Below are 17,053 nucleotides of genomic sequence, written 5' to 3'. Positions count from 1 at the left end.
ACCGTAACGGCCGGGGCCCGCCGACCACCCGCGTGGGGTGGCCGCCGGGCCCCGGGATCGGCGGTCAGGTCAGGAGACGTTGATCGCGGTGTCGTCGATCACGAACGAGGTCTGCAGCGAGCTGTCCTCGGTGCCGGTGAACTTCAGCGTGACGGTCTGCCCGGCGTAGGCCGCCAGGGAGAACGACTTCTGGCTGTAGCCGCTGGCCTTGTTCAGGTTCGAGTAGGTCGCCAGCGTGGCCAGCACCGAGCCGGACGAGTTGAGCACCTGCACGTTCAGCTTGTCGTACTGGACGCTGGTGGTGCTCTCGGCCGAGTCGATGTGCAGCCAGAACGAGAGGTTGTACGCGGAGCAGCCGCTCGGCAGGCTCACCGACTGCGACAGCGTGTCGGTGCGGGTTCTGCCGTAGCCGTTCAGCCACGCGTTCCACGTACCGGTGCGGGTCGGCTGGCCCTGCGAGCCGTACTGGCCGATCACGCCGGAGGTGGTGGCCCAGACCGTGTTGCCGGACTCGAAGCCGGGGTTGCCGAGCTTCTGGCCGGCGCCGGTGCAGCCGCCGCCCGTGCCGGTCACCGTCAGCGAGTACGTGGCGGTCTTGGTGCCCGACGCCGCGCTGCCGGTGACGGTCACCGAGTAGGTGCCGGTCGGGGTGCCGGAGCTGGTGGCGATGGTGAGCGTGGACGAGCCGCCCGAGGTCACCGAGGCGGGGCTGAACGACGCGGTGGCGCCGGTCGGCAGGCCGGACGCGGAGAACGTCACGGTCTGCGCGGTGCCGCTGGTGGTGGACGTGCCGACGGTGGCGGAGGCCGATCCACCCGCGGTCACCGACCCGGAGGTCGGCGAGAGCGAGACGGAGAAGTCGTTACCGGTCGAGCTGCACGGAGCGTCGTTGCCGGCCACGTTCACCGCGGTCCACGCCGCCTGGACGGTCTTGTACTCGGTGGAGCAGTTGCCGTACAGGTCGGTCGCGGCCCGCAGGGTGTACGCGCGGGCGGTGTTGGCCGGGTTGCTGGTGTTGACGTACGAGGTGTTCGAGGTGAAGTACACGTCGAGCGCCCGGTACCAGATCTTCTCCGCCTTGGCGCGGCCGATGCCGGTCACCGCCGGGGCCGAGCCGCAGACCGGCGAGGTGCCGTACGCGGTGGCGCCGGTGCCCTCGGCGAGGTTGAAGAAGAAGTGGTTGCCGACGCCGGAGGAGTAGTGCACGTCCTTGTTCTTCGTGCTGGTGGACCAGCAGGAGTCGGACGAGCCGTCCAGCGACGGGTTGTACATGTAGCGCAGCGGCGTACCGTTGCCGTTGATGTTGATCTTCTCACCGACCTGGTAGTCGCCCGGGTCGCTCGGCGCGGCGGCGTAGAACTCCACCATGTTGCCGAAGATGTCGCTGGTGGACTCGTTGAGGCCACCGGACTCACCGGAGTAGACCAGCCCGGCCAGCGCCTCGGTGACGCCGTGGCTCATCTCGTGACCGGCCACGTCCAGCGAGACCAGCGGGCGGGAGTTGCCCGAGCCGTCGCCGTAGGTCATCTGGGAGCCGTCCCAGAACGCGTTGACGTAGTTGTTGCCGTAGTGCACCCGGCTCGGCACGCCCTGGCCGTTGCCGAAGATGCCGTTGCGGCCGTGCACGTTCTTGAAGTAGTCGAACGTCTTGGCGGCGCCGAAGTGCGCGTCCACGGCGGCCGACTGCCGGTTCGAGGTGGCGCCGTTGCCCCACGCGTTGTCCGCGTCGGTGAACGTGGTGCAGGTGGAGGTCCCGTTGTTCATGTCGCAGGTGCGGCCGTTGCCGCGCACCGGGTCGATCATCTGGTACGTGCTGCCGGAGAGCGTCGTGTCGATGGTGACCGAGCCGCTGTAGACGCCCTGGCCGGTGCCGGCCACCGTCTCGATCTCGTCGTACGAGCCGATCACCTTGCCGGTGGTGGCGTCGGTGATGACGTGCAGCTTCGACGGCGTCTGCTTGTCCGCCTTCCAGCCGGTCGCGACGGTCTCCCAGGCGAGGCGGCCCTTGCCGCTGCTGGCGTCGACGAACAGTTCCGGCGCGCCGACCGAGGTGAGCGACCCGGAGAACGTCTTGCGGGCGCTGGCCTTGGCCGCGTCCGCGCCGACCTTCGCGGTGGTGCTCAGGGTCAGCGGGGCGGACAGGCTGACCGACGCGCTGGTCAGGGTGCCGTTCGGGGCGGTGTGGATGACGAAGTCACCGCCGTACACCCGGAGACCCTGGTAGGTCCGGCTGTACCGGGTGTGCGCCGCCCCGGAGGGGTCGACCTTGGTGCGGACGGCCTGGTAGGCCTCACCGCCGGCGCCCTGGACGACGCCGGGGTTGGCGCGCAGTAGGCTCGCGGCCTTGGCTGCGGCAGAGGTCTCGGGGCTGGGGGCGGTTGGCGCTGCCGCTTGCGCCGAGGTGGTGACGCAGGCCAGCACGCTGCTGGTGAGCAGCGCTGCGCTGACGGCGGCGACGGATCTTTTCACGGGCCCTCCTGGAAGGCGAAGTTGTGACGGGGGTAGTCACTGATGTAGATATAGCGATACATCGAAGAACGTGAAAGAGGCTGGCGAGATCCCGCCTGAGACATTGACCGAACGGATGAGGAGGACCGGTGGGCCGGAACCGGGTGGTCCCGTCGCGCGTCCGATCGGGTATGAGAGCTGCCTCCGCCGCGGCGGCCGTCGCCGCCCTTCTCCTCCCGCTCGCCGGCTGCGCCCGCACCGACGCCCCACCCGTCCTCACGGACGGACCCTCGCCGCTGGCCACCGAGGTCGTACTCGTGAAGTCGGGCGGCATCGCCGGGCTGTCCGACACCGTCCGGGTCGAGCCGGACGGCCACTGGACGAGGACCGACCGCGGCGGCGCCTCCCGCGAGGGACAGCTCGCCGCGGAGAAGCTCACCCGGCTGCGGCAGCTCGCGGCCGACCCCCGGCTCGCCGCCGAGGCCGCCGTCACCGTGCTGCCGACGATGTGCGCCGACGCGTTCACCTACCGGCTCACCATCGGGCCGAACCAGGTCGGCTACGTGGACTGCCCGCCGGAGACCACGCCACCGGCCGTCACCGCGCAGGTGGTGGACCTGCTCAACGGCGCCACCGGCTGACCGGCCCGTCAAACCCGTTCCGGCTGTGACATCGGCCTATGGCCGGGGCGGGCCGGCCGCGCCAGCATGGAAGCCATGACTCGCGCACTCATCGCCCTGACCAGTCACTCCGAGCTGGGCCGCACCGGCCGCTCGACCGGCTACTACGTCGGCGAGGCCGCCGAGCCGTGGGAGGTGTTCCGGGCCGCCGGGTACGACGTCGACCTGGTCTCCGTGGCCGGCGGGGAGCCGCCCGTCGACGGGCGGGACGAGAACGACAGCACCCAGAATGACTTCCTCGCCACCGCCGGCGTCACCGACACCCCGAAGGCCGCCGACGTCGACCCGGACGGGTACGACGTGATCCTCTTCGCCGGTGGTCACGGCACCATGTGGGACTTCCCCGACGACCCCGACCTGGCCCGGATCGCCCGCTCGGTCTACGAGCGCGGCGGCGTGGTGGCCGCCGTCTGCCACGGCCCGTCGGCGCTGGTGAACCTCACCCTCACCGACGGCTCCCGGCTCGTCGCCGGCAAGCGGGTGGCCGGGTTCACCAACAGCGAGGAGGCGGCCGTCGGCCTCACCGACGAGGTGCCGTTCCTGCTCGCCGACAAGCTCGGCGAAGCGGGCGCGCAGCACGTGCCGGCACCTGATTTCACCGAGCACGTGGTGGTCGACGGGCGGCTGGTGACCGGCCAGAACCCGCAGTCCGCCCGCGCCGTGGCCGACGCCGTGGTGAAGCTGATCGCCTGAGTCAGATCCGGTAGTCGTCGGGCAGGCCGGTGGCACGCAGCTCGGGCGGCAGGTGGGCGACGTCGTTGAACGCGACGAGCGCCGGCGGGCCGCCCGAGCTGTAGCGGATCACGGTCAACCCGCAGTTCTGCTGGTTCAGCCCGATCCACCGGCGCGCCGGCGCGTCTACCGCGTGCAGTACCAGCCACGCGACCAGGAAGTTGTGGGTGACGACCAGCTCGCGCACGTCACCCTCCGCGGGAGCGGCGGCGAACCGCGCCACCGACTCCGCGGTCACGCGCGGTCCGTCTCGCCGCTCCCGCTCGGAGAAACCGGCCAGGAAGGCCGCGTACGACTCCGGCAGGCCGGCCGGGTCGGTGTCGTGCGGCATGTGGTCGCCGGCGCGGTCGTCCTCGCGTACCGGAACACCCGGCAGCGACGCCGCGACCAGCGCGGCGGTCTCCGCGGCCCGCCGGGCCGGCCCATGGTGTACGGCGGCGAAGCGCGTGCCGCGCAGCCGCTCGCCCAGCAGCGTCGCCTGTCGGCGGCCGCGCTCGGACAGTCCGGTGTCCGCCTCCTCCTCCGGCCGGTCCTGCTCGCCGTGACGGACCAGGTAGAGCAGGCGGGTGGGCATCGGCACCTCCACGGTCGGGGACCGCGAGACTAGCCCGCTGAGCGCCGCCCGGGTGGCCCGCCGGTCACGGGTGCTGGTGCATCTGCCCGATCCGGATGCGGTTGCCGAACGGGTCACGGATGCCGAAGTCGATGCCGTACGGCCGGTCGGTCGGCTCGTCGGTCACCTCCACGCCCTTCGCGACCAGGTCCGCGTACGTCTTGTGCGCGTCGTCGGTGGTGAAGAACAGGAAACCGCCGGCGGCGCCCTTGGTGAGCAGTTCCCGGACCTGCTCGGCCGTCTTCGGGTCCAGAGCCGGCGGACCCGGCTTCTCCAGCAGGATCTCCCGGCCCGGGTCACCCGGCACGTTCACGGTGAGCCAGCGCATGAAACCGAGGTCCTGGTCGGTGCTGACCTCCAGGCCGAGCTTGCCGACGTAGAAGTCGAGCGCCTCGTCCTGGTCGAGCACGTAGATCTGGGAGCGGGAAGTCGAAGTCATCGTCATGCCGACGACGCTAGAGCAGCGCCCCGACCTGCTGCTTATCCGAAACTGCGCAGTCCCGCCGTCGAGCCACCTCGCCCGAGTTGCGTCGTTTGTCCGCGCGGGGACACCGCCCGGACATCCGCTGTTAACGTCCCCGTGACATAAGCCGGGGGGTTACTCGATGCAGCTGATGGTGGCCTGGGCCGCGACCGGGGCGTTGCCACAACCGCGCCTCGATGCCGCCGTGGCCCGGTTCGACAAGGCCGTGGCCGACCTCGTACCCGAAAGCTGGCACCGCCGGCGCTTCGGCGGCACCGACTGGGGCGTGCTGGTGCTGCACCCGGCCGATCCGGGCGGATACCGGTGGCCGCCCGTCGCCACCGACGGCCCCGTCACCGCCGTCTCCGTGGGCATCCCGGTAGGGGCCGACGGCGACGACCCGGTGACGCTCGCCAACCGCCTGCTCACCGGCGAGGACGTGCACCGGGACGTCGTACCGCCGTTCGCGCTGCTCGCACTCGACCGCGACCGTCTCGCCCTGCAACAGGACTGGCTGGGCATGGCCCGGGTGTTCACCGGCGCGGCCGACGGGATCACCGCCTGGTGCACCCGGCCCGGTCTGCTCGCCGACTTCCTGCACGGCGAGGCCCGCCCCGACCCGGCCGGCTGGACGTCGTACCTGCTCACCGGCCACTTCGGCGGCGACCTCTCGCCGCTCGCCGGCATCCGGCTGCTCCAGCCGGGCGAGCGGGTCACCGGCCGCCGCCGCGCCGACGGCGGCTGGCAGCTCACCACCGAGATCCGGTACGCCGCCGACGACGTGGTCCGCAGCGGCCTCGCCGACCGGGACCGGCCGACCGACGAGCGGCTGGACCTGGCCGCTGACGCGTTGACCCGATCCGTCGCCGGCCTGCACCGGCTGCACGACGGCGAGGTCACGCTCGGTCTCTCCGGCGGCAAGGACTCCCGGCTCATCGCCGCGACGCTCGTCGCCGCCGGCCGTACGCCGGACCTGGTCACCAACGACGACACCCCCGCCGAGGGCGACGTGGCCCGCGAACTGGTTCGGCTCCTGCGGGACCGGCGCGGCCTGGAGCTGCCGCACCGCCTCACACCCGCAGCGCCGCCGGAAACCGTCCTCGGCACCGGCCTCCGGGACCGGGCGCGACGGCTCGCCGCGCTGCACGACCACCAGTTCCCCTCGACCTACCTGACGCGCCCGGCGGCGCGGACCCGGCTGCCTGACGAGGTACGCCCGCCGAGCCTCACCGGAGCGGCAGGCGAACTGGTGGTCGGCTTCTGGTATCCCCGCCCCGACGCCGACCCGGCGCCCACGCCCGAGCAGGCGGCCATGAGCAAGCTGCTGGCGGCCGTGCCGCGCGGGACCACGACGCCCGAGGCGCTGGCCGCCGAACGGGACCGCGTCACCGCGCTGACGGCCCACGCCCGAGAGCTGGGCCTACGCGACGAGCACCTGATCGACTACGTCTACCTGGTCGAGCGGATGCGCCGCTGGTGCACAGCCGCGTACACCACGGGCATGGTCACCCCGTTCCTGGCGCCCGGCTTCGTCGCGGCCAGCTTCGCGTTCACCGCGGCCGAGAAGCGGGCGCGACTTCCGCACACCGCGCTGATCGCCCGGCTCGTACCGGAGTGGGCGGACGTGCCGTTCGTCAGCTCCGCCACCGGACCGTCCCGCGCCACCCGGATCTGGGAGGGCGACGGCGTCGCCGCCGTGGCCGACCTGCTGGACACCGTCCACAGGCCGCTCACCGAGCTGATCCGGCGTCCGGCCGTGGAGCGGGAGCTGCGTACCGCCGCCCGGGGCGGCCGGCCCGATCCGCGGGTGCTGGCCCAGTTCACCGCGCTGGCGGTCGCCTCCGAACGGCTGGAACCCGACTTCACCGGGCCGTCGACCGGCGCCACCTACGAGCGGGTCACCGCGCCGCCGCGCCCGCGTACGCCACCGGAGAGCCGGCTGGCCGGACTGCGCTGGCTACGGCGGACCCGGCTCGGTGACCGGCTCTGGGTCATGGTGCGGCGGAGGGTGCGGGGCCGCTGACCGCTGCGGCTTCCCCGGCGGCGGCCGGCTTGCGGGTGGCGACCGGCTGGCTGGCGGTGGCCGGCTGGCCGGCGGTGGCGCTCGGGCGCATCCAGGCCTTGGTGAAGCAGCTCGGGACGTCGGCCGGCGCGGCCTTGCGGCGCCGGTAGGCCGACGGCGACTCACCGACGATGCCGTGGAACGTCCGGCTGAACGTGCCCAGGCTGCCGAAGCCGACCAGGTGGCAGATCTCGGTGACCGGTTCGCCGGTGCACGCCAGCAGGTACATGGCGCGTTCCACCCGTCGGCGTTGCAGGTAGCGGTGCGGCGTCTCGCCGAAGGTGGCCCGGAAGGTGCGGATGAAGTGCGCCTCCGAGACGTGCGCGATCCGGGCCAGGGCGGGGATGTCGAGCGGCTGCGCGTACGCCCGGTCCATCGCGTCGCGGGCGCGCAGCATCGCCCGGTTGGACTCCTCGACCGCGCGACTCATCGCTGGTCAGCCTACTGCGCGTGCCGCGCCCCGCACCGTCTACGGCTGGTCCAGGAGGCTCTTGGCCATGATGTGCTCGCGGCGCACGCCGTCGGGCATCAGGCCGCCGACTTCGCCCGTGTCCCGGAAGCCGTTGCGCAGATACAGGGCCCACGCGGTGGGGTTGCCCTCCGCCACGGCGAGCCGCAGCGTCCGCGCGCCTGCCGGCCGGGCCCACTGCTCGACCTCCTGGACGAGGTGGTCGCCCACGCCCCGGCCGCGTCCGACGGGTGCCACGTACATCGAGATCAGCTCGACCACCCCGTCCTGCTCGGTCGGCATCCCGCTGGCCATCCCGACCGGTTGCCCGTCGAGCATCACCACGACGTTGTACGAGCCGGGGACGGCCAGCCGCCCGCGCCAGCGTTCCTCGCGGTCGCCGTCGCCCTGCCAATCAGCCAGTCGGGCGCCGAAGGCGTACCCGGCCTCGGCGAGCGCGGCGAGCCGCAGTTCCCGCCACACCTTCCAGTCGTCCTCGCCGAGGACGCGCGTTTCGAGCATGCGGAGAGGGTGGCGCAGGCCTGCCGAGCAGGCAACCGGTATCCGGCAACCGTGACGATCGGGTGTTGTCGAATCCCGCCCGAGTCGGGTCTAGCCTGAAGTCGGCAGGCTCAGCCAGGTCGAAGAGGGCACGGACAGTGCCCAGCGGGGAGAAGACATCGTGGAACGTGTGACGGGCATCGGCGGCGTCTTCTTCCGCGCCCACGACCCGGACCGGATCAACCGCTGGTACGCCACCCATCTCGGGGTCGAGCTGGCACCGGAGTCCTACGACGTGTCCTCCTGGTGGCAGAAGCCCGGTCCTACCGTCCTGGCGGCCATGTCGGCGGACTCCGAGCACTTCGGCGGCCCCGAGCACTCCTGGTCGCTCAACTTCCGGGTCGTCGACCTGGACGCGATGGTCGACCAACTGCGCGATGCGGATATCGACGTCGAGGTGGACCCCGAGGAGTACCCGAACGGCAGGTTCGCGAGCCTCAGAGACCCAGAGGGCAACATGATCCAGCTCTGGGAGCCCGCGGGGGCCGACGCCCGTGGGCCCGCCTGACCCCTCGCGGGTGTACCGTCAGGTCGCTGCTGACGGAGCCGGGCGTCCCGCGGCGACATCGGCCCCGGAACGCCTTGTGGAACTGGAGCCCCCGGCCGGGATCGAACCGGCGACATCTCGCTTACAAGGCGAGTGCTCTGGCCAGCTGAGCTACAGGGGCGCGTGCGTCGGGCTCAGCATAGCGACTGAGCCCCGGAATTCCCGCCTCGCAGGGCTCCCGAGCACGGAAAACGTCGGCATCCCGACCGGTACGACCGATGGATCATCGCTCGGCCGCGCTCACAGGTGGGGAGATTGATGCCTCACAGTGCCTTCCTGACCGTTATGCGTATGCCATCCGTCCCACCCGACGTGCCACGTCTTGGCACGATCGCGAAAGCCGTTTACCGTGCAGTGACACGGACGACACTCCGGTCGGCCTCGGCTGCCTGAGCGACGACCCCGTTGGCCGGTGCCTTGGGCGCCGGTCGCTCCTTCACTCGGATCGTCCGGCACGTTCCTGCCGGTGAAAGGAAGCGCTCCATCATGGCTACGGTCACCTACGCGAAGGCGTCCCGGATCTATCCGGGCACCGAGCGCCCCGCCGTCAACCAGCTCGACCTCCAGATCGGCGACGGGGAGTTCCTCGTCCTGGTCGGCCCGTCCGGCTGCGGCAAGTCCACCAGCCTCCGGATGCTCGCCGGCCTGGAGGACGTCGACGACGGCGCGATCTACATCGACGACCGGGACGTCACCCACCTCCCGCCGAAGGCCCGCGACATCGCGATGGTCTTCCAGAACTACGCCCTGTACCCGCACATGACGGTGTACGAGAACATGGCGTTCGCGCTCAAGCTGCGCAAGACCTCGAAGTCGGAGATCGACCGGCGGGTCAAGGAGGCGGCCGGGCTGCTCCAGCTGGAGGAGTTCCTCAGCCGCAAGCCGAAGGCGCTCTCCGGCGGTCAGCGCCAGCGTGTCGCCATGGGTCGCGCGATCGTCCGCGAGCCGCAGGTCTTCCTCATGGACGAGCCGCTGTCGAACCTCGACGCCAAGCTGCGCGTGCAGACCCGTACCCAGATCGCCTCGCTGCAGGCGAAGCTGGGCGTCACCACCGTCTACGTCACCCACGACCAGGTCGAGGCCATGACCATGGGTCACCGGGTGGCGGTCATGCTCGACGGCGTGCTCCAGCAGGTGGACACCCCGCGGGCGCTCTACGACACCCCTTCCAACGTCTTCGTCGCCGGCTTCATGGGCTCCCCCGCCATGAACATCAAGACGGTGAAGCTGACCGAGCAGGGCGGGGCGTTCGCCGAGATGATCGTGCCGCTGACCCGCGAGCAGGTCCAGGCGGCCGGCGCCGACGGCGGCGACGGCAAGGTCACCGTCGGCTTCCGGCCGGAGGACTGCGACCTGGTCAGCCCGTCCGAGGGCGGCATGCCGGTCGTGGTCGAGCTGGTCGAGGACCTCGGCTCGGACGCCAACGTCTACGGCCACGCCGCGCTGGAGGGCCACAACGAGCGGTTCGTGGTCCGTACCGACCGCCGCAGCATGCCGAACATGGGCGACACCGTGTTCGTCAAGCCGCGTACCGGCCGCAGCCACGTCTTCCACGCCGCCACCGGCCAGCGGATCTGACGTACGCGAGAAAGGGGCGGCCCGCCACGGCGGACCGCCCCTTTTCGTTGCTCTCGATCAGACCTCGACGGACCGGCGGCGGGCGACCTCGGCGAGCGTGACCGCGGCGGCCACGCTGGCGTTGAGCGACTCCACGTCGGAGACCATCGGGATGCTGACGGTCAGGTCGCAGGTCTCCCCGACCAGGCGGGACAGCCCGCGCCCCTCCGAGCCGACCACCACGACGAGCGGGCCGACGGCGGCCTCCAGGTCGTACAGGTCGGTCTGTCCGTCGGCGTCGAGGCCGACCACGACGAAGCCGGCCTCCTTGCACGCCTTGAGCGACCGGGTCAGGTTGGTGACCTGGGCGACGGGCACACGCGCGGCTGCGCCGGCGCTGGTCCGCCAGGCGGTCGCGGTGATCCCGGCGGCACGCCGTTCGGGTACGAAGACACCCTGCGCGCCGAACGCGGCGGCCGACCGGATGACCGCCCCGAGGTTTCGCGGGTCGGTGACGCCGTCCAGCGCGACCAGCAGCGGTGCGGCCTGCTCCAGCGCGGCGGCTACCAGGTCGTCGAACGGCTCGTAGGCGAACGGCGGCACCTGGAGGCCGACGCCCTGGTGCAGCACCCCGCCGGTCATCCGGTCCAGCTCGGCGCGGCTGACCTCGAGGATCGCGATGCCCCGGTCGGCGGCGGTCCGGACGATCTCCTTGACCCGGTCGTCGACGTCGATGCCCTGCGCGGTGTAGAGCGCTGTCGCGGGCACCTGGGTGCGCAGCGACTCCAGCACCGGGTTGCGCCCGACCAGCAGTTCGGGGCTGTCCTTCGCCGGGTTGGCCTTGCGGCCCGGCGCGACCCGGGGACCGCCCCGGCCGCCGGGCTTGCCCTTGCCGCCCTTGAGCGGCACACCGGCCCGGCTGCCCTTGCCCCAGGTGGTGTCCTTGGTGCCGGGCTGGCCGATCTTGGGCGCGCGGCCCTCCTCGGCGGCGGCACGGCGCTCCTTGTCCTGCTTCCAGGCGGTGCGCTGGGGCAGCTTCTCGGTGCCCGAGTACGCCTTGTGCCAGGGCCGCTCGTCGGCGGGCAGCGTGCGACCCCGCCCGGCGAGCGAGTCCTTGTTCTTGCCACCGGTGCCCTTGGGGGCGCCCGCCTTCGGCGTCAGTCGCCGGCCACGGCGCTGCGAGTTGCCGGCCATCAGTCCTGCTCTCCAATAGTCCAACGCGGGCCCTGGGGGGTGTCCTCGACGACCACGCCGGCCTGCTTGAGCTGGTCGCGTACGGCGTCGGCGGCAGCCCAGTCCTTGCGGCTGCGGGCCTGCGCGCGCTGCTCCAGGGCCAGCGCGATCAGGGAGTCCACCACGCCGCGCAGGTCGTCCGTGCGGCCGCCGCCGGTCCAGGCCGGGTCCAGGGGGTCGACGCCGAGGATATCCAGCATCGCCCGGGTGGCGGCCAGCGTCGTGCGGACGGTCACATCGTCCCCGGCGGTGAGCGCGGTGTTGCCGTCGCGGACCACCTCGTGCAGCGCCGCCAGCGCCGCCGACGTGTTGAGGTCGTCGTCCATCGCGGCCACGAACCCGGCCGGCAGGTCGCCGGGCCGGCCCGGGCCGACCCGCTCGGCCGCCCGCTGCACGAAGCCCTCGATCCGCCGGTACGCGACGGCGGCCTCGCGCAGCGCGTCCTCGGAGTAGTCGATGCGGGACCGGTAGTGCGCGGCGACGTAGTAGTAGCGCAGCTCGACCGGGCGGACGCCGAGCGCGGCCACGTAGTCGAGGTCGAGCGTGTTGCCGAGCGACTTGCCCATCTTGGTGCCGCCGATGCCGAGCAGGCCGTGGTGCACCCAGTAGCGGGCGAACGGCAGGTCCGCGGCCTGCGACTGGGCGATCTCGTTCTCGTGGTGCGGGAACGTCAGGTCGAGCCCGCCGCCGTGGATGTCGAACTCGGGACCGAGGTAGCGCCAGCACATGGCCGAGCACTCGATGTGCCAGCCGGGCCGGCCGCGGCCCCACGGCGACGGCCAGTAGGCGTCGGCCGGTTCGCCCGGCTTGGCGCCCTTCCAGAGCGCGAAGTCACGCGGGTCGCGCTTGCCCCGGTCGGGGGCGTCGCCGGCGGGCTGCATGTCCGCCGGGGACTGGCCGGACAGCGAGCCGTACGCGGGCCAGGAGGCCACGTCGAAGTAGACGTCGCCGGAGCCGTCGGTGGCCGGGTAGGCGTGACCGGTCTCGATCAGCCGGGCGATCAGCTCGTGCATCTCCGGGACGTGCCCGGTCGCCCGCGGCTCGTACGTCGGCGGGAGCACGTTCAGCGCCCGGTAGGAGGTGGTGAGGATCTGCTCGTTCGCGTACGCGATCGACCAGAACGGCCGGTCCTGCTCCATCGCCTTGGCCAGGACCTTGTCGTCGATGTCGGTCAGGTTGCGGATGAACGTGACCTCGAAGCCCTTGCTGAGCAGCCATCGGCGCAGCACGTCGTAGTTGACGCCGGAGCGAAGGTGACCGATGTGCGGCGGGGCCTGGAGCGTGAGACCACACAGGTAGACCCCCACCTTGCCGGCTTCCCGCGGGACGAAGTCCCGCACCGATCGGGTGGCGGTGTCATACAGGCGTAGCGTCACCTCACAAGGGTAGCCGTCCGCACATTTCCGGGTTGGCCGGAGCCGGGTCGTACGCTGCGTGCTGTGGACACGGCGGCGCGCACGGGAGAGACGGCACAGACCCTGGACCGGGGCCTGCGGCTGCTGCACCTGGTCGCGGACGCGCCGGGCGGGCTCACAGTCACCGAGGCGGCGCACCGGCTGGGCATCGGCCGGGCGGCCGTCTACCGGCTGGTCGGCGCGCTGACCGGCCACGGGATGCTCCGGCGTGACGGCAAGGGCCGCCTGCGCATCGGCGTGGGCGTGCTGCACCTGGCCCGCCGCGCCCAGCCGCTGCTGGCCGAGGGCGCGCTGCCCGCGCTGCGCCGGCTCGCCGAGGGCACCGGGGCGACCGCCCACCTCACGGTGGTCGAGGGCGGCGAGGGGGTGGCGCTCGCGGTGGTCGAGCCGAGCTGGACGTCGTTCCACGTGGCGTACCGGACCGGCACCCGGCACCCGCTGGAACGGGGCGCCGCCGGCCGGGCGGTACTGGCCGGGCGGGCCGGCGATCCGGGGCCGGTGAGTACCAGCGGCGAGCTTCAATCAGGCGCATACGGGGTGGCGGCGCCGGTGCTCGGTGTGCCTGGGCTGGAGGGGAGCGTCGGGGTGGTGTCGCTGACCCCGCTCGACGTGGCGGACGTCGGCGCCCAGGTCACCGCCGCCGCCGAGGCGGTCGCCGCCGCGCTCTCCTGACCCCGCATGCCCCCACGCCGTCACGCCCTCACACCCTCACGCCCTCACGCCAGCTCGGGGAAGTGGCTGCATCAACGCGGCCCGGACACCGCCACCTCCCCGAGGTGGAGTCGATCAAGCCAGCTCAAGGCACCGGCGGCCATACGGCCCAGCCCACCCCGGAACCCTCACTCCACACACCCTCACGCCAGCTCGGCGACGTGGCTGCATCAACGCGGCCCGGATGCCGCCACCTCCCCGAAGTGGAGTGGATCATGCGCTGATCGAGGGCCATAGCACACGGACAGGGGCGGTCGGGGGTTGTCCACAGGGCGCGGCGGGTGGCACGGCTGCGGCTGTCCACAGGGGTACCGATCTCGACCCGTGCCCCGCCACGCTCGTCACATGCCACCTCATCCTCATCGACCATCGGAGTTGGCCTGGCAGGTCTTCCGGGGCTCGGAAGCGATCCGGCGCGGGCTGCTGTCCCGGCACCATCTGCGGGGCGCGTCCTGGATCCGGCTCCGGCAGGACGTCTACGCCGACGCGCGACTCGACCGCGACCACGCGCTGGCCTGCCGCGCGGCGCTACTACGCATGCCACCCGGTGCGGCGATCGCCGGCCCTTCGGCGGCCTACCTGCACGGGGTCGAGCACGCCGCCGACTTCACCGACGACGTGCACGTCCTGCTGCCGGCCACGGTCCGGGCCGACTCCCAGCCGGGTGTCCGGGTGCACCACGCCCCGATGTCGAGCACCCGCAGCGGCCTCCTGGTCCCCGCCGCCGCCGCAGCCGCGCGAACGAGCCCACCCGCCGGCACCAACCCACCCGCCGACACGAACCCATACGCAGGCACGAACCCATACGCAGGCACGAGGTCGCCCACCGACACGAAGCCACCCGCAAGCACGAGGTCGCCCGCAAGCACGAGCCCACCCGCAAGCACAAGGTCGCCCGCCGGCACGAAGTCGCGCGCCGGCACGAGGTCGCCCGTCGCGGCGTCGTCCGCGGCGGACCGCCCACCGGGCACACCGGGCCGGACCAGATCGCCGAATCCGGCCGACTCCCGCAGGGCGCCCGGACCGCACGGCCCGGCCACCCCGCCGGCTTCAACCGCCGCATTGAACCCGTTCGCGGGGTCGTACCCCGGCGCGGAAATGATCCTGGCCGGGCCGCCGCCCCGCACCGAGCCGGCCGCCTGTGCCTGGGAGACAGCGGTCTGGGCCGATCCCGTCAAGGCGGTCGGCATCATCGACGGGCTGCTGCGTACCGGTTCGGTGAACCGGTCGGCGCTGGCGAGCGAGGCGGCCCGGAACGCCTGCCGCCCCGGTGGGCGGCGAGCCGCGTGGGTGTTCGGCCTGACCGACGGGCTGGCCCAGTCCCCGCCCGAGTCCCACCTGCGGGTCCGCCTCGTCCTCGCCGGCCTGCCCCGCCCGGTGGCCCAGTATCCGGTGCGGGTGCCGACCGGCCTGATCCTGCACCCCGATCTGGCCTGGCCGGAGTTCCGGGTCGCCGTCGAGTACGACGGTCAGTGGCACTCCGACGCGGACCGGATGCACCTCGACCGGCGGCGGCTCAACCAGCTCGTCTCGGCCGGCTGGCTCGTGTTGCACGTGACCGGCCGCCGTCTGCGTAAGGAGTTCCCCGCCCTGGTGCGGGAGATCCGGGCGGCACTGGTGGCCCGGGGGTGGCGGCCGTGACACCGGCCGGAACGCCGAGGTGGCGGCGTCCGGGAAACTCCGGACACCGCCACCTCGGGGAAACTGTCGTTACGGTCGAACGTTGGGCTTGACCGGGGTCTTCACTGCGGCGTAGGCGTCGACGATGCCGTAGCCGTAGAAGCCGTTGAAGTTCAGCGAGCCCGCGCAGTACGCGTCGAACTCGGCGTCCCGGCCCTCGTTGGTGTAGCTCTGCAGCCGCGGCTCCGGGCAGGCGTGCTCGGCCGCCGTCCGGTAGAGGTGCTGCTCGACCAGGTTCGGCGCCATGCCGTAGCCGTTGCGGCCCTGCTTCTTGCCGTGCTTGCTCACGATCAGCGCCGCCACGCCCGAGACGTGCGGGGACGCCATCGAGGTGCCCTGGAGGTAGGTGTAGTAGCCACACTCACCCTTGGCGGTGCACTGCTTGAACACCGAGTTCTCGAAGCCGGCGACGATGTCGCCGTTCTCGTCGACCGACCCCTCCTCCTGGAGCACCTTCTTCGGGTACGTGGAGAGGATCATGTTGGCGTCGGTGCGGTACGTGTCGGTGCCGAAGCCGTCCCGGAACCAGCCACCCGGCGCCGCCACCGAGATCTGCTCGGTGCCGTAGTTCGAGTAGTCCGACTTCTTGCCGGACGGGCCGACCGCCGACACGCCGATCACGTGCGGGCCCTCGACCGGCAGGTCCCAGCAGGTCGCGTTGTCGATCGGGCGCGGGTACGGGTCGGCGCCGTAGTCCGGGCTGCTCACGTCGGTGCGCGGCGCGCCCAGGTCCTCGTGGTTGTTGCCGAGCGAACCGACGAGCGTGACGCCCTTGTGGTGGGCGAAGTTCAGCGCCCGCTTCATCGCCTCGATGACGGTCCGCTGCTCGGCCTGCGCCTCCGGCGAGTCCGCCGGGTTGGCGGTGCAGTTGTAGAGCCACGGGTCGACGTAGAAGGACATGTTCACCACGTCCAGCCCGGAGCGGCCCGCGTGCACCAGGGAGTTCACCACCGGGTTGAGGAAGAAGTAGCCGCTGTCCTGGCCACCCTTCAGCTCGACCAGGGAGACGTTCGGGGCCACGCCGGAGAGGCCGAAGCCGTTCGCGGCGGCGCCGATGGTGCCGGCCACGTGCGTGCCGTGCCCGCCGTCGTCGGTGCCGACCGGGTCGAGGCAGCTCGCCACCTCGCACGGGCCGTCGACCTCGGGGATGTCCGGGGCGAAGTTGCGCGACAGCGCCCAGTTGAAGTTGGGCGCGAGGTCGGGCTGGCTGGCGTCGACGCCGGTGTCCAGGATGCCGACGGTGACCCGGCGGTCGCCCGGCTCGATCTTGCGGGCCTTGTCGGCCCGGATCATGTCCAGGCCCCAGAGCTTGTCGTCGAGCGGGTCCATCTTCTTGCCGTTGTTCCTGGCGGCCTTGCCCTTGGTCGCCGCGGCGGCCAGCAGGTGCTCCTGCTCGACCCGGTCCAGCTTCGGCTTGCGGCCGATCGCCTTCTCCTCGGCGGCGCCGACCAGCGCGCCGGCCGCGGTGGCCCGGCTGGCGAAGTCCGCCCGGTCGCTGGTGACCTGGAACAGGCCGACGTCGTCGGTGCGGGCGACGACCTTGCCACCGGCGGCGGCGATCGCGGCGATCGCGGCGTCGGTGGAGACGCCGCTCTCGGCCAGCACGGTGAAGGTCCGGGTGTCCGACGGCGCGGCGTTCGCCGGGATGCTCAGACCGGTCACCGTGAGTGCCAGCGAGGCCGCAGCCGCGACCGCGCCGACGGTGAAGCGCTTGCTCACCACATCAGATCCTCTCGTTGAGGGACGTGGTGTCATCCCACATCACGGGAGCGGGTTCCGCCAGATCGACGTCCGTTATCGGCGGCAACTAGGTCGTGTTTCGTAGGGCGCGGAGCCATTGGTTGATGGCGGCGATGGTGAGGGTGGCTTCATAGCGCACGGCGAGTTTGTCGTAGCGGGTGGC

General features: G+C 72.1%; 15 protein-coding genes and 1 tRNA gene. 7 read left to right on the top strand and 9 right to left on the bottom strand.

The window, feature by feature from the left end; all coding sequences use genetic code 11:
• Positions 1-69: 69 nt before the first annotated feature.
• Positions 70-2,469, bottom strand: coding sequence for a M4 family metallopeptidase (locus FB454_RS13075; protein WP_145823001.1), 2,400 nt, complete (start codon positions 2,467-2,469; stop codon positions 70-72).
• Positions 2,470-2,639: 170 nt separating this feature from the next.
• Between FB454_RS13075 and FB454_RS13070 the strand changes: the two genes are divergently transcribed.
• Both FB454_RS13070 and FB454_RS13065 read left to right on the top strand, forming a co-directional pair.
• A complete protein-coding gene (locus FB454_RS13070) occupies positions 2,640-3,089 on the top strand; it encodes a hypothetical protein (protein ID WP_030272068.1) in 450 nt (149 codons plus the stop codon).
• A 75-nt stretch (positions 3,090-3,164) separates the two neighbouring features.
• Positions 3,165-3,821 (top strand): type 1 glutamine amidotransferase domain-containing protein, encoded by a 657-nt coding sequence (locus FB454_RS13065; RefSeq protein WP_232236698.1) that lies wholly within the window; start codon positions 3,165-3,167, stop codon positions 3,819-3,821.
• Position 3,822: 1 nt separating this feature from the next.
• On the opposite strand, the gene FB454_RS13060 is transcribed toward FB454_RS13065, so the two are convergent.
• Positions 3,823-4,434 (bottom strand): histidine phosphatase family protein, encoded by a 612-nt coding sequence (locus FB454_RS13060; RefSeq protein WP_030272065.1) that lies wholly within the window; start codon positions 4,432-4,434, stop codon positions 3,823-3,825.
• 64 nt (positions 4,435-4,498) lie between these two features.
• Positions 4,499-4,918: a VOC family protein gene (locus tag FB454_RS13055; protein ID WP_013288900.1), complete on the bottom strand. Its 420-nt coding sequence runs from the start codon at positions 4,916-4,918 to the stop codon at positions 4,499-4,501.
• A 160-nt stretch (positions 4,919-5,078) separates the two neighbouring features.
• Between FB454_RS13055 and FB454_RS13050 the strand changes: the two genes are divergently transcribed.
• Positions 5,079-6,959 (top strand): hypothetical protein, encoded by a 1,881-nt coding sequence (locus FB454_RS13050; RefSeq protein ID WP_145823000.1) that lies wholly within the window; start codon positions 5,079-5,081, stop codon positions 6,957-6,959.
• On the opposite strand, the gene FB454_RS13045 is transcribed toward FB454_RS13050, so the two are convergent.
• Together FB454_RS13045 and FB454_RS13040 are read right to left on the bottom strand one after the other, a co-directional pair.
• The gene (locus FB454_RS13045; RefSeq protein WP_013288902.1) at positions 6,928-7,428 is read right to left on the bottom strand and encodes a helix-turn-helix domain-containing protein; all 501 of its coding nucleotides are present in this window, start codon (positions 7,426-7,428) and stop codon (positions 6,928-6,930) included. The genes FB454_RS13050 and FB454_RS13045 overlap by 32 nt on opposite strands.
• A gap of 39 nt (positions 7,429-7,467) precedes the next feature.
• Positions 7,468-7,968 (bottom strand): GNAT family N-acetyltransferase, encoded by a 501-nt coding sequence (locus FB454_RS13040; protein WP_145822999.1) that lies wholly within the window; start codon positions 7,966-7,968, stop codon positions 7,468-7,470.
• A 160-nt stretch (positions 7,969-8,128) separates the two neighbouring features.
• Between FB454_RS13040 and FB454_RS13035 the strand changes: the two genes are divergently transcribed.
• Complete coding sequence (locus tag FB454_RS13035) at positions 8,129-8,515, top strand: VOC family protein (RefSeq protein ID WP_013288904.1); 387 nt, start codon at positions 8,129-8,131, stop codon at positions 8,513-8,515.
• Positions 8,516-8,598: 83 nt separating this feature from the next.
• Here FB454_RS13035 and FB454_RS13030 read toward each other — a convergent pair.
• Positions 8,599-8,675 (bottom strand) — tRNA-Thr (locus tag FB454_RS13030).
• A gap of 365 nt (positions 8,676-9,040) precedes the next feature.
• Here FB454_RS13030 and FB454_RS13025 point away from each other — a divergent pair.
• Positions 9,041-10,132: an ABC transporter ATP-binding protein gene (locus FB454_RS13025; RefSeq protein WP_013475048.1), complete on the top strand. Its 1,092-nt coding sequence runs from the start codon at positions 9,041-9,043 to the stop codon at positions 10,130-10,132.
• 57 nt (positions 10,133-10,189) lie between these two features.
• Here the strand turns inward: FB454_RS13025 and rlmB are convergent, their stop codons facing one another.
• Complete coding sequence (gene rlmB, locus FB454_RS13020; protein WP_091330668.1) at positions 10,190-11,305, bottom strand: 23S rRNA (guanosine(2251)-2'-O)-methyltransferase RlmB; 1,116 nt, start codon at positions 11,303-11,305, stop codon at positions 10,190-10,192.
• Complete coding sequence (gene cysS / locus FB454_RS13015) at positions 11,305-12,720, bottom strand: cysteine--tRNA ligase (RefSeq protein ID WP_013288907.1); 1,416 nt, start codon at positions 12,718-12,720, stop codon at positions 11,305-11,307. The genes rlmB and cysS overlap by 1 nt, the downstream gene beginning before the upstream one ends.
• Before the next feature lie 63 nt (positions 12,721-12,783).
• Here cysS and FB454_RS13010 point away from each other — a divergent pair, with 63 nt between their 5' ends.
• A complete protein-coding gene (locus FB454_RS13010; RefSeq protein WP_030272059.1) occupies positions 12,784-13,431 on the top strand; it encodes an IclR family transcriptional regulator in 648 nt (215 codons plus the stop codon).
• 1,101 nt (positions 13,432-14,532) lie between these two features.
• Positions 14,533-15,111 (top strand): endonuclease domain-containing protein, encoded by a 579-nt coding sequence (locus FB454_RS35350; RefSeq protein WP_232236697.1) that lies wholly within the window; start codon positions 14,533-14,535, stop codon positions 15,109-15,111.
• Between the two features lie 69 nt (positions 15,112-15,180).
• On the opposite strand, the gene FB454_RS13000 is transcribed toward FB454_RS35350, so the two are convergent.
• Entirely contained in the window at positions 15,181-16,869 is a 1,689-nt protein-coding gene (locus FB454_RS13000) for a S8 family serine peptidase (RefSeq protein WP_030272055.1), read from the bottom strand.
• Positions 16,870-17,053: the final 184 nt, after the last annotated feature.

The organism is Micromonospora sp. CNZ297, assembly GCF_007827625.1.
The sequence above is the reverse complement of the archived record's forward strand: the minus strand, read 5'-3'. Positions and strand labels throughout refer to the sequence as shown.